This window comes from Pseudomonas sp. MWU13-2105 (assembly GCF_023242315.1).
Taxonomy (GTDB): Bacteria; Pseudomonadota; Gammaproteobacteria; order Pseudomonadales; family Pseudomonadaceae; genus Aquipseudomonas.
On the sequence record NZ_JALLIY010000012.1, the window covers coordinates 114,954 to 127,217 of the forward strand.

The 12,264-nt window shown below is 64.2% G+C and carries 13 protein-coding genes; 8 read left to right on the forward strand and 5 right to left on the reverse strand.

The genetic code is table 11. The annotated features are described in order from the left end of the window. Positions 1-33: 33 nt before the first annotated feature. The 3 genes from ehuC to M5B96_RS18755 are packed head-to-tail and all read left to right on the forward strand — an operon-like array spanning position 34 to position 2,142. Positions 34-705: an ectoine/hydroxyectoine ABC transporter permease subunit EhuC gene (gene ehuC / locus M5B96_RS18745; RefSeq protein WP_248798211.1), complete on the forward strand. Its 672-nt coding sequence runs from the start codon at positions 34-36 to the stop codon at positions 703-705. Between the two features lie 2 nt (positions 706-707). After that, positions 708-1,358 (forward strand): ectoine/hydroxyectoine ABC transporter permease subunit EhuD, encoded by a 651-nt coding sequence (gene ehuD / locus M5B96_RS18750; protein ID WP_248798212.1) that lies wholly within the window; start codon positions 708-710, stop codon positions 1,356-1,358. Beyond that, positions 1,351-2,142, forward strand: coding sequence for an amino acid ABC transporter ATP-binding protein (locus M5B96_RS18755; RefSeq protein WP_248798213.1), 792 nt, complete (start codon positions 1,351-1,353; stop codon positions 2,140-2,142). The genes ehuD and M5B96_RS18755 overlap by 8 nt, the downstream gene beginning before the upstream one ends. A 190-nt stretch (positions 2,143-2,332) precedes the next feature. Here M5B96_RS18755 and M5B96_RS18760 read toward each other — a convergent pair whose 3' ends face one another. Continuing rightward, positions 2,333-3,235, reverse strand: a complete 903-nt coding sequence (locus tag M5B96_RS18760) for a LysR family transcriptional regulator (RefSeq protein WP_248798214.1) — start codon at positions 3,233-3,235, stop codon at positions 2,333-2,335. Between the two features lie 131 nt (positions 3,236-3,366). Here M5B96_RS18760 and M5B96_RS18765 point away from each other — a divergent pair, with 131 nt between their 5' ends. The 4 genes from M5B96_RS18765 to M5B96_RS18780 all read left to right on the forward strand — a co-directional run bounded on the left by M5B96_RS18765 (position 3,367) and on the right by M5B96_RS18780 (position 8,413). Further along, entirely contained in the window at positions 3,367-4,485 is a 1,119-nt protein-coding gene (locus M5B96_RS18765; protein WP_248798215.1) for an AbrB family transcriptional regulator, read from the forward strand. A gap of 227 nt (positions 4,486-4,712) precedes the next feature. After that, positions 4,713-5,729, forward strand: a complete 1,017-nt coding sequence (locus tag M5B96_RS18770; protein WP_248798216.1) for an iron ABC transporter substrate-binding protein — start codon at positions 4,713-4,715, stop codon at positions 5,727-5,729. A 3-nt stretch (positions 5,730-5,732) separates the two neighbouring features. Further along, complete coding sequence (locus M5B96_RS18775; protein ID WP_248798354.1) at positions 5,733-7,343, forward strand: ABC transporter permease; 1,611 nt, start codon at positions 5,733-5,735, stop codon at positions 7,341-7,343. After that, positions 7,340-8,413: an ABC transporter ATP-binding protein gene (locus M5B96_RS18780; RefSeq protein WP_248798217.1), complete on the forward strand. Its 1,074-nt coding sequence runs from the start codon at positions 7,340-7,342 to the stop codon at positions 8,411-8,413. Before M5B96_RS18775 ends, M5B96_RS18780 begins: the two co-directional genes overlap by 4 nt. Here M5B96_RS18780 and M5B96_RS18785 read toward each other — a convergent pair. After that, positions 8,410-10,125 carry a hydrogenase maturation protein gene (locus M5B96_RS18785; RefSeq protein WP_248798218.1) on the reverse strand — a complete coding sequence of 572 codons (1,716 nt, stop codon included), beginning with the start codon at positions 10,123-10,125 and terminating at the stop codon, positions 8,410-8,412. The two genes, M5B96_RS18780 and M5B96_RS18785, sit on opposite strands and share 4 nt — an antisense overlap. 223 nt (positions 10,126-10,348) lie before the next feature. Here M5B96_RS18785 and M5B96_RS18790 point away from each other — a divergent pair, with 223 nt between their 5' ends. Next, on the forward strand, positions 10,349-10,543 hold the full coding sequence (locus M5B96_RS18790) for a hypothetical protein (RefSeq protein ID WP_248798219.1): 195 nt from the start codon (positions 10,349-10,351) through the stop codon (positions 10,541-10,543). Here the strand turns inward: M5B96_RS18790 and M5B96_RS18795 are convergent. The 3 genes from M5B96_RS18795 to M5B96_RS18805 form a co-directional block, all read right to left on the reverse strand. Further along, the gene (locus M5B96_RS18795; RefSeq protein WP_248798220.1) at positions 10,505-11,173 is read right to left on the reverse strand and encodes an HAD family hydrolase; all 669 of its coding nucleotides are present in this window, start codon (positions 11,171-11,173) and stop codon (positions 10,505-10,507) included. The genes M5B96_RS18790 and M5B96_RS18795 overlap by 39 nt on opposite strands. 152 nt (positions 11,174-11,325) lie before the next feature. Then, positions 11,326-11,742 carry a VOC family protein gene (locus M5B96_RS18800; protein WP_248798356.1) on the reverse strand — a complete coding sequence of 139 codons (417 nt, stop codon included), beginning with the start codon at positions 11,740-11,742 and terminating at the stop codon, positions 11,326-11,328. A gap of 32 nt (positions 11,743-11,774) precedes the next feature. Continuing rightward, positions 11,775-12,200, reverse strand: coding sequence for a YciI family protein (locus tag M5B96_RS18805; RefSeq protein WP_248798221.1), 426 nt, complete (start codon positions 12,198-12,200; stop codon positions 11,775-11,777). Positions 12,201-12,264 lie beyond the last annotated feature (64 nt).

The window sequence follows — 12,264 nt, forward strand, 5'->3', positions numbered from 1 at the left end:
TGAAACGGCCTCAAACCCACACGAGTACAGGCCATGCCCCTCGATACCCCGGCCGTGGAAACGGCCCTGTTCATCGCGCGCCAGCTGGCCCATGGCGCTTGGGTGACCGTGCAGATCACCTTGCTCGCCGAACTGCTGGTGCTGGTGCTGTCCTTTGTGATCGCGCTGATGCGCCTGTCGCCCTGGCGCGCGCTGCGCTGGTTCGCCAGCGCCTATGTCGAGCTGCTGCGCGGCATCTCGGCCCTGGTGCTGCTGTTCTACCTGTTCTTTATCCTGCCGCTGTTCGGTATCAGCCTGTCGCCGATGATCACCGGGGTGATCGGCCTCGGCCTGACCTTCTCGGCCTACGGCTCGGAGATCGTCCGCGCGGCGCTGGTGAATGTCAGCGCCGGGCAACGGGACGCCTTGCGCGCCCTGGACTTCGGGGCGCTGGCGGCGTTTCGACGGATCATCCTGCCCCAGGCCCTGCCCTTCATGCTGCCGCCGCTGGGCAATCAGTTGGTCGAATTGATGAAGACCACTTCGCTGGTGTCGCTGATCACCCTCAGCGACCTGACCTTCGCCGGCAATCAGCTGGTGACCACCCTGGGGCAGCAGACGCTGATCTGGAGCATCGTGCTGGTCTGCTACTTCGTCATGGCCTGGCCGCTGACCTGGCTGGTGCGGCGTTATGAGCAGCACAGTTCGGCCTGGCGCCAGGAGTAACCATGGACTTCGACTTCGAGTTTGCCTGGTCGATCCTGCCCGACCTGCTGCGTGGCCTGCTGGTCACCGTGCAGGTGGTGGTGCTCGGCTTCCTGCTGGCGGTGCTGCTCGGGCTGGTCCTGGCGATTGCCCAACGCTCGCCGCTCAGCGCAATACGGTGCGGTTGCCAGGGCTACCTGAGCTTCTTTCGCAACACGCCGCTGATGGTCCAGCTCTATGTGCTGTTTTTTGCCCTGCCCTCGGCCGGGATCACCCTTCCTGCGGTCTCCACGGGGGTGATCGGTCTCGGGCTCTACTACAGCGCCTACATCGCCGAAGCTTATCGCGGCGCCATCGAGGGCGTGCCGGCGGGCCAGTGGCAAGCCGCACGGGCGCTGGACTTCGACACGGCCACCACCTGGCGCCGGATCATCCTGCCCCAGGCGCTGAAACCGATGCTGCCGGTGCTGGGCAACTACCTGATCGGCATGTTCAAGGAAACCCCGCTGCTGGCGGTGATCACCATTCCGGAACTGTTCCAGGCGGCCAAGCAGGTGGCCGGGATGAGCTATCGCTACACCGAACCCTATACGCTGATGGCGGTGCTGTTCCTGATCATCAGCGTACCGACTTCCCTGTTCTTCAAGTACCTGGAAAAGCGCAGCCATGTCTGACGTTGCACACCTCGCGGCCCTGGCGCCGGCACAGATCCGTCTCAGCCAGGTGGTCAAGCACTTCGGCGCGACCCGGGTCATCGACCACCTTGACCTGAGCATTCCCCAGGGGCAAAAAGTCGCACTGATCGGCCCCAGCGGCTCGGGTAAATCCACCGTGCTGCGCTTGATCAAGGGCCTGGAAAGCTACGAGCAGGGTCGCATCGAAGTCGACGGCGTAGCCGTCACCGCCAAGGGCCGCGGCTGGCGCTGGCCCGGTTCGAAAAAAGCCCCGCCGGAACATCGGGTCGGCATGGTCTTTCAGCAGTTCAATCTGTTCCCGCACCTGACCGTGCGGGAAAACATCACCGAGGCGCCATTGCAGGTGCTCAAGGTCAGTCGCGAGGAAGCCCTGGACCGCGCCCATGCCTACCTGGCGATGGTCGGCCTGGGCCACAAGGCCGATGCCTACCCCGCCCAGCTGTCCGGCGGCCAGCAGCAGCGGGTGGCCATCGCCCGGGCCCTGGCGATGCGGCCGAAGGTGATGCTGTTCGATGAGGTGACCTCGGCCCTCGACCCGGAACTGGTCGGCGAAGTGCTGGCGGTGATTCGCACGATTGCCCATGAGCAACAGGTGACCATGTTGCTGGTGACCCACGAAATGAAGTTTGCCCAGGACATCGCCGACCGGGTGCTGTTCATGGAAGCCGGGCGCATTGTCGCCGACGGCACGCCCCGGCAGATCCTGCTGGAGCCGGATAACGAGCGCACCCGGCGCTTCCTCAATCGGGTCGAGCAGCGCTGATCGTCACCTCTTTGCGCAGCCCTGCAGAAATGCGCCTTGTGGGGGGTGCCTTTGTGGGAGCGGAGCTTGCCCGCGAAGCTTTTAGCGGTCTCAAGGGCCCCTTCGCAGCGATGCGGCGGCCCGAAAAGCTCCGCTCCCACAGGTAACGCGCGCGCGCCACAAACTCCGGCGCCTCAAGTCAGCGCTCCGCTCAGCGCGCCACAAAAAAACTACGGCCATCGCGCTTGAGCAAGTCGAGCATGGTCTGCGCCGCCGGGGACAGGTAGGCGCCGGCCCGCACGGAAACCACCAGGGTACGTTTCATGGTGGTTTCCTTGAGCCGCACTTCGCGCAAGTGCGTCGCCCCCTTTACATCCTCCAGGGTTTCCCGCGCGAGGAAACTCAACAAGCGGGTCTGGCCGATCAAACGCGGCAACAGGGAAATCGTGTTGGTCTCGATCTGCACCGAAGGCAGCGGCAGGTCATGAGCGAGGAACACATTGTCGATCCAGCGCCGCGACGACACCCCGGTCGCCGGCAGCACCCAGCGATAACGCCCCAGTTCACTCAGGCGAATCGGCGCGTCGAAAATCGGGTGATTGCGACTGGCAACTACCACCGCTTCATCATCGAACAACGGATGCGACAACAACTGCGGGTCATCGTCGAACAGCGGGCAGATCACCATGTCCAGGCGCCCGGAACGCAGGGACTCACGCAGCATGTCGTCCTGGCCGATCGCCAGGCTCAAGGTAATCTCCGGTGCCCGCTCGAGCAAGGCGGCGGTCAATTGCGGCAGCAGGTATTCGGCCATGCTCGCGGCGCAGCCCAGGCGGATATTGCCCAGCACCCCACTGGCGAAATCGCGGATTTCGCGATGGGTCTCGGCAATGCTCTGCTGCAACTGCCGACCGCGCTGCTGCAACAACTCGCCGACCGGCGTCAGCTTGATCCGCCGGCCCTCGCGCTCGAACAACTTGGTGCCGAACGACTCTTCCAAGCGCTGAATGCTCTTGGTCAAGGCCGGCTGGCTGCGGTTGAGTTTCTGCGCCGCGCGCCCCAGATGGCCCAACTCGGCGATGGTTTCGAAATAGGTGAGATCGCGCAGGTCCATATTGATCAACCAAAGTTATCGTTTCATCACAATTAGAAACTGGACTTGATCAATTACGCTATCAATAATTTGCCTACCGCGCCGCTTTCAACGCCCTGCAACAGGAGCGTCCAGCGCTTTGGAGAGTGTTCTTGTCGGCATCATCATGGTTTTCCCTGTCCACCTGGTCGCGCTTGCGCCAATGGCTGGCCCTGCTGTTACTGGCTGGAGGCAGCGGACAGTTGCTCAAATATCTCGAACTGCCCGCCGGGCAATTTATCGGCCCGATGCTGGTGGCGATCACCTTCGGGGTCGCCGGCGCGCATATCCGCCTGCACAAGGAAGCCTTCCGCTTGAGCCAGGGCTGCATCGGTCTGCTGGCCGCGCACTCGATGACCCTGGCGGTGTTGACCGCGATGAGCGAGTCATGGCACCTGATGCTGGTCGCCACGGTCCTGACCGTGGGCCTGAGTACCCTGGTGGGCCTGGCGCTGGTGCGCTTCGGCGGTATCCATCCGAGCACCGCGGCCTGGGGCACTTCGCCGGGCGCGGCGTCGGCCATGGTTTCGATGGCCGATGATTTCGGCGCCGACGCCCGGGTCGTGGCGACCATGCAGTATGTACGGGTGGTGTGCGTGGTACTGATCGGCGCACTGGTCAGCCATCTGCTCGAAGCCCCGGCCAACGGCAGCGATCTGCACGCCACCGCCGTGGCACAGCACGGCTTCAACCTGTTCGACCTGGGACTGACCCTGGCCACCGCAGTGGTTGGCGTGGTGCTCGGCATGCGGATACCGGCCGGGGCCTTGCTGGTACCATTGCTGCTCGGTGGCAGCCTGCAACTCTCGGGGCTGCTGCATATCACCCTGCCCGCCTGGCTGTTGGCGATCGCCTACGGCGCCATCGGCTGCTACGTCGGCCTGCGTTTCGATCGCCCGACCGTGTTGTACGTCTGGAAGCGCCTGCCGGCGATGATCCTCGGCGCCGTCAGCCTGATCGCCCTGTGCGCGGCGTCGGCCTGGGTCATGGCGCGACTGCTGGGCCAGGACTTCCTCTCGGTCTACCTGGCCACCAGCCCCGGCGGGCTCGACACCATGGCGATCATCGCGGTCGATACCCACTCGGATGTCGGCCTGGTCCTGGCAATGCAGACCCTGCGCCTGCTGGCGGTGATCTTTACCGGGGCGTTCTTTGCCCGCCTGGTGATTCGCTTCTCCGCGCCAATCAAACCCCAGGATCGACAAGACTCACCGATGACCAAGCATTCGTGACACAATCTCCGGCGTTACCTTAGTCAAAATACGAACGACATTGATTAAGATTTGTTTGAGAGTCATGCTGGTTTTGACGTTTTTTTCTCATTTCACCCTCTAAATTGCCGCCCAGACAAACATGCGAATGATTCCCATTGTTTAACTGGACCGGCGAAACGGGTGCGGATGTGCCGAAAATCGCCAGCCACCTTGACTACCAAAAGACTGCAGGAGCTACCCACGCAATGATTCCCCGTCTGCCTTCGTTTCTGAAAACCGCCCTGCTGGCCAGCGCCATGCTCAGCGCCGGCCACGCCTACGCTGCCCCGAGCGCCGATGGCATCGTGGTCTACAACGCCCAGCACGAAAGCCTGACCAAGGCCTGGGTCGATGGTTTCACCAAGGAAACCGGGATCAAGGTGACCCTGCGCAACGGCGACGACACCGAAATGGGCAACCAGATTGTCCAGGAAGGCGACAAGTCGCCGGCAGACGTGTTCCTGACCGAGAACTCCCCGGCCATGGTCCTGGTCGACAATGCCAAGCTGTTCGCCCCGGTGGCACCGACCACCCTGGAACAGATCGGCGCCGCCTACCGTCCGGCCCACGGCAACTGGGTCGGCATCGCCGCCCGCTCCACCGTGTTCGTCTACAACAAAAGCAAGCTGACCGAGGCGCAACTGCCCAAGTCCCTGCTCGACCTCGCCTCGCCTGAGTGGAAAGGTCGTTGGGCCGCCTCGCCGGCCGGTGCCGACTTCCAGGCCATCGTCGCCGCCGTACTGGAACTCAAGGGCGAAGCCGCCACCCTGGACTGGCTCAAGGCTATGAAAACCAATGCCTCGATCTATCGCGGCAACAGCGCGGTGCTCAAGGCGGTCAATGCCGGGCAGGTCGAAAGCGGCGTGATCTACCACTACTACAGCTTCGGCGACCAGGCCAAGACCGGCGAGAACAGCAAGAACACCTCGCTGCACTACTTCAAGCACCAGGACCCGGGCGCCTTTGTCAGCACCTCCGGCGGTGGCGTGCTCAAGTCCAGCAAACACCAGGAAGAAGCCCAGGCCTTCCTCAAGTGGGTTACCGGCAAAGGCGGCCAGGCTGTACTCAAGGACGGCAACTCATTTGAATATGCCGTCGGCGTGGGCGCCGAGTCCAACGCCAAGCTGGTGCCGCTCAAGGACCTCGACGCACCCAAGGTTGATGCATCAAAACTCGACAGCAAGAAAGCCGTGGAGTTGATGACCCAGGCCGGAATCCTGTAATTGATCCCAGAGTCCATTTCTCCCCTGGACACCGCCGCAGTCGCTCACGCGCCTGCGGCGCTTTCGCGCAAGCGATCCAGAAACTTTTTCGGGCGCCAGGGCAATGCCTGGATCATCGGGCTGTCCGTGCTGGTGTCCCTGCTGGCCTTGCTGCCGATCGCCTTCGTGATCCTCTCTGCCTGGGAAACCGGTTGGGCCACCCTGGAAGTCCTGGTCTGGCGCCCTCGGGTCGGCGAGTTGCTGGCCAACACGCTGTTGCTGATGGTCATCACCATTCCCCTCTGCGTGGCACTGGGGCTGGCCTTGGCCTGGCTGACCGAACGCACCGACCTGCCCGGCCGACGCGTCTGGTCATTGCTGGCCACCGCGCCGCTGGCGGTGCCGGCGTTCGTCCACAGCTACGCCTGGGTCAGCCTGGTGCCGCCGATCCACGGGCTGTTCGCCGGAGTGCTGGTCTCGGTGATCGCCTATTTCCCGTTTCTCTACCTGCCGATTGCCGCGACCCTGCGCCGTCTTGACCCGGCCATCGAGGATGTCGGCGAGTCCCTGGGCCTCAAGCCCTGGGCGGTATTTTTCCGGATTGTCCTGCCACAACTGCGCCTGGCAATCTGTGGTGGAGCCTTGCTGGTCGGCCTGCACCTGCTGGCCGAATACGGCCTCTACGCGATGATCCGCTTCGACACCTTCACCACGGCGATCTTCGACCAGTTCAAGTCGACCTTCAGCGGTCCGGCGGCGCATACCCTGGCCGGTATCCTGGCGCTGTGCTGCCTGGGCCTGTTGACTGTCGAATCAGCCGCCCGCGGCAAGGCTCGTTATGCCCGGGTCGGTTCCGGCAGCGCGCGGCAGCAACGCACGGTACGCCTCAGCCGCACAACCAAATTGCTGGCGCTGAGCATTCCGCTCCTCAGCAGCGTGCTCGCCCTCGGCGTGCCGTTGGTCACCCTGGGCAACTGGCTGATCGCCGGTGGTCGCGAGGTCTGGCAAATGGGTGATCTACTGCCGGCCCTGGAACAGACGCTGCTGCTGGGTGCCGCCGGCGCCCTGCTGACCACCTGCGCGGCGGTACCGGTGGCCTGGCTGTCGATCCGCTCGCCCGGACGCCTGCATCGCCTGCTGGAAAGCTGCAACTACATTACCAGCTCCCTGCCCGGCATCGTCGTCGCCCTGGCCCTGGTCACGGTCACCATCAACTTCGCCCGACCGATCTACCAGACCTCGATCACCGTGCTGCTGGCTTACCTGTTGATGTTCATGCCCCGCGCCCTGGTCAGCTTGCGCGCCGGTATCGCCCAGGCGCCGGTGGAACTGGAAAACATCGCCCGCAGCCTCGGCCGCTCACCCGGCCGGGCGCTCTGGTCGATCACCCTGCGCCTGGCCGCGCCGGGGGCCGCCGCCGGGGCCGCACTGGTGTTCCTGGCCATTACCAACGAACTGACCGCCACCCTGCTGCTGGCACCCAACGGCACACGCACCCTGGCCACCGGTTTCTGGGCCATGACCAGTGAAATCGACTATGCCGGCGCCGCCCCCTACGCGCTGCTCATGATCCTGCTGTCACTGCCGCTGACCGGGCTTCTCTATCATCAATCCAAACGCACGGCTGGCCGATGAACGCTCTTGAAATCAACGCCCTGTACAAGTCCTTCGGTGCACAAGCGGCCCTGGAAGACATCCATCTGTCGATTGCCACCGGTAGCCGTACCGCCATCGTCGGCCCTTCCGGCTCGGGCAAGACCACCCTGCTGCGGATGATCGCCGGTTTCGAGTTTCCCGACGCCGGCCGCATCAGCCTCGACGGCCAGCCGCTGGTGGATATCCACACCCAGGTCCCGGCCCACCAGCGCCTGATCGGCTATGTGCCGCAGGACGGCGCGCTGTTTCCACATATGACCGTGGCCGATAACATCGCTTTCGGCATCGTCGACAAGGCCACCCGGCAACAGCGAGTCGCCGAACTGATGGACAGCGTGGCCCTGGAGCCGCAGATGGGCAAACGCTGGCCCCATGAACTGTCCGGCGGCCAGCAGCAGCGGGTGGCACTGGCCCGCGCCCTGGCGCAACGGCCACGCCTGATGCTGCTGGACGAACCCTTTTCGGCCCTCGACACCGGATTGCGGGCGTCGATGCGCAAGATGGTCGCGCGGCTGCTGTCCGAGGCCGGGGTCACCACCATCCTGGTCACCCATGACCAGTCCGAGGCCCTGTCCTTCGCCGATCAGTTGGCGGTGATGCGCAAAGGGCGGCTGGTACAGGCCGGGCACCCGATGGACCTGTACCTGCGGCCGGACGATGAGGACACCGCGCTGTTCCTCGGCGATGCGGTGATCCTGCCCGCCCTGATCGAGAACGGTTGGGCCCAGTGCGAGCTGGGCCGACTGGCGGTCAACGACGAGGGCCGGCACGGCCAGGCGCAGATCATGTTGCGCCCCGAGCAGTTGCAGCTCGCGCCTCGCGTGTCGGGGCAAGCGGACGGCGACGGCAGCCCGGCCGTGGTCACCGAATGCGACTTCGGCGGCAACACCTGTACCTTGACGGTGGAGCTGAAAGCCCTGGCCGCCGACGGCCAGAAGCGTGCGTTGCTGGTGCGCAGCAGCGGCATGCACGCGCCGAGGGTCGGCAGCGAGGTGTTGGTCTCGGCCATCGGCCATGCCCATGTGCTGGGCCGACAGCCCGCCCGCTAGGCGTTCGCCACCTCGGCACTGCTCGCCCAGGGTGCCAGCAGTCGCCCAGGTGTGCCGCAGACCCGCTGCTTGAGCACAAAGTGCCGGCACTTTTCAGCAAACCGGTGGCGGTCCTCGACCATGTCCAGCCGCATCTGGGCCAGCTCTTCATCGCGGCAGCGTTCCATATCCTCGACATCGCGGGTTCGCCTGCGCGCACGCACCAGCTCATGGATCGGGTCGTGGGCCACGCGCTGCGCCTGAGTCATCAACCAGTTGCCAAAGGCCTGCGGACAACGCGGGCCGATATCCTGCACCAGCCCCATCTCCCGCGCCTGGACGACACTGATCGGCAGGCACTCCTCGCTGAGCTGCAACGCACGCTCGTAGCCGACCGCGCGGGGCAGGCTGTAGGTCCAGTATTCGGAGCCATAGAGGCCCATGCTCTTGTAGTGCGGGTTGAGCACCACCCCACTGCGGGCGAATACCCCGTCGGCGGCCAGGGCCAGCATCACCCCTCCGGCCCCGGCACTGCCGGTCAAGCCGCTGACCACCAGTTGCCGGGCGGTCAACAGCTCGCGGCAGACATCGTTGATCGCGCGGATATTGGCCCAGGCCTCAAACCCGGGCACCGCCGCGGCCTGGATCACGTTGAGATGCACACCATTGGAGAAACTGCCGCGCCCGCCACGCAACAACAGCACCTCGGTGTCCTGCGCCTTGGCCCAGCGCAGGGCACTGACCAGCCGCCGGCACTGTTCGGTGCTCATGGCGCCGTTGTAGAACTCGAACGTCAGCTCGCCCACGCCATCCAGTTCACGGTAGCGGATCGGCTGATAGGCCTCCTTGCAATATGGATGACTGGCGACCGACCAGTTCAACACCGGCACCTTGTCGAGCCGACCGGCCAGCACATGCCGTGCCGGGCGCTTGAAGGTCTCTTCTCCCAGCCGAGGTTTGCGCCGCAACGAGCCGATCCACAGGCTGCGGTCCCCGGTCGCCACCAGCACCGCATCGTCATGCACCGCCAGCAGTTGGCCCGGCGTGCCGCGACGACTGTCGAGATGGGCATCATAGAGGTAGTACGGCTCGCCCAGCAGCTCGGCAAGCACACCGGGTTGGCCGTCGGCGGCGTCGATGCGCCGCTGGATCAGCTCGGCATCATCCTGCCAACTGAAGGCACGGTCGCTCTGCTTCATGTTCGGCTGCAGACGACCGCGGACCTGCGGCAAACGATAGTCCAGCGGCTGCGGGATGAAGTCACTGTCGAACCTGGCCACTACTTCGTGGATGCAGGCCATGGCCGCGTCGGCCACCGGGCCGTTGTAGAGTTCGGACTTGCGCATATTCGCCGGCATCTTGAATTCGCAGGTGGCCCAGATTGCCCCGCTGTCCATTTCCTCGGCGGCCTGCAAGGCGCTTACGCCCCAGGTCGGCACCTGCCGGGTGATCGCCCAGTCCAGCGCGCTGGCGCCACGATCACCGACGATTCCCGGATGAATGATCACCACCGGGCGCCGCGAGTCCTGCCACAACCGGGCCGGCACGCGGTCCTTGAGGAACGGGCAGATCACCAGGGCCGCCTCGGTGTTTTCGATCTGCTGGCAGACCGCTTCCGCGTCGCTGAACAGCACCACGCTCGGCAGGTGCCCCGCTTCGCGCAACTCCAACCAGGCGCGCTGGGTCAAGCCGTTGAATGCCGATGCCAGCAGAATGATTTTCAATGAACGCATGACGCAACTCCTCCTTGAGCAATACGCCGGGCCCCTGCTGCAACGAGCAATCCATGGCCCGACTCGAGCCGCCACAGTAAAGCGCCGCGCCGGCTGCACCTTGACCGAGGTCAACAGACAACCGTACGGCGGGAGCGGTAGCGCCCCCCCGACTTCTCGACTAGGATTTTCTGCTCATGGATTCGCCCGCCTATTTCGCGGGCTTTGGGACAAGGAGAAAGAAATGAGCGCAGTTCGTGCTGCAGAACGGGCCTATCGCAGTTGGTCCAACCCCATCCTGCTGGAACTCAAGGAACGCGAACACCAGTTGGACCCGTCCTCTCGGGTCGCCCTGATCAATGTGTTGCAAGAACGCCGCCTGCTCGACAGCGACAGACCCTCAGCCGTGGTGCAACCGATCAGGCCAGGCATCGAGTGACGGCAAGGCGCCCAGTCCGCGCAACCAGCCGTGCTCGGCAAATGCCAGCATCTCCTGGTCGCCGCGGCTGTCGCCATAGGCAAACAATACCCGCCCGCCCGCGTCGCCCAACCATTGCTGCAACTGCCGGACCTTTTCCGGGCCCCAGCAGTTGGGTGACGCCAGGCGCCCGGTAAAACGCCCATCACGGAACTCCAGTCGGGTCGCCAGTACCGCCTCGAACCCGGCGGCCTCGGCCCAGCGCCCGAGGTAGAGCGTGGGTGATGCACTGACCAATACCAGGCGATGCCCCAGGCGTTTATGCGCCTCGATCCTCTCGAGCATTTCCGGACGGATCAGCGTCGGCAGGCGCTCGGTGACATAACGCGCCGCCGCCTCTTCCAACTCGACCTGGGTCCTGCCGCGCAGGGTCAGCGCGAGGAACCGTGCCTTGGCCTCGGCCCGCTTGCACAGGCCGGTATACATGCCGACCAGCCAGGGCAGGACCAGCAGGCCGCCAACCAGGAAGCGCCGGCTACCGACCTGGTAACGCACGAAATCCCGCAGGCTGTCGGTGGTGGTGATGGTGCCGTCAAAATCGAAGGCCACGCAGGTTCCAGCTTGCGGCGCGGCACTGTTTGAAGTCGTCATTGCTGTTTACGCCCATGAACCGAACGGGCACAGTGTCTCACTCCCGCGCGACAATTACCTGAACGACAGGTGTCGCGCACCGCCTGGCGTCACGAGCCGGTTCGCCCCCGCAGCCGACTGCCTGGCTGCAGGAGCGGGTTCGCTTCAGGCGCTTACTGGCCGCCCTCGCAATTGATCATCCAGGCCACGCCAAAACGGTCTTCGAACATCGCGAAACGCTCCGCCCAGAAGGTCTTGCCCAGCGCCATATGCACGCTGCCGCCAGCACTCAAGCCATGAAACAGGCGCTCGGCCTCGGCGACGCTGTCGACGTTGAGCGACACCGAAACGCCCTGGATCTTGCTGAATGGCTGATGCGGCGGACAATCGGACGCCATCAGGCTGAAATCCCCCACCGTCAGGCGGGTGTGCAGGATCTTGTCCTGGTTCGATGAGTCCTTGGGCACGCAGGCCTCTTCCGGCGCATCGGCGAACGACAGGGAGAACAGCTCGCCGCCGAGCACCTGTTTGTACAGGGCAAAGGCCTCCTTGCAGTTGCCGTTGAAGGTCAGGTAAGGAATGATTTTCAAGCTCATGATAGAACTCCCGTTCTGGCAGGGTTTCAGGATTGCCCGGACATCTTCGCGCGCAGTTGTTCTTCCTGTTCGCGCAACTCGGGGGTAAAGCACTCGCCAAAGTCCTCGGCCTCGAAGACCTGGCGGATTTCGATTTCAGAGTCGCTGACCATCGGGTTCGGGCAATGCTTGACCCAATCGATGGCTTCTTGCAGCGATTGCACATTGAAGATCCAGAAACCGGCGATCAGTTCCTTGGTCTCCATGAAGGGGCCGTCGACCACGCTCCGCTGTTTGCCGCTGAACTGCACGCGAGCGCCCTTGGCACTGGGGTGCAGCCCCTCCGCGGCGAGGATCACCCCGGCCTTGGCCAACTCTTCGTTATAGGCGCCCATGGCTGCCAGCAATTCCTGACTGGGCATTTCGCCGGCTTCCGATTCCGGGCTGGCTTTGACGATCACCATAAATCGCATACTCGTATCTCCTGATGACAGTGGTAGACAAAATTCGACAAGCCAAGTGGCGGCTCTGTTGACT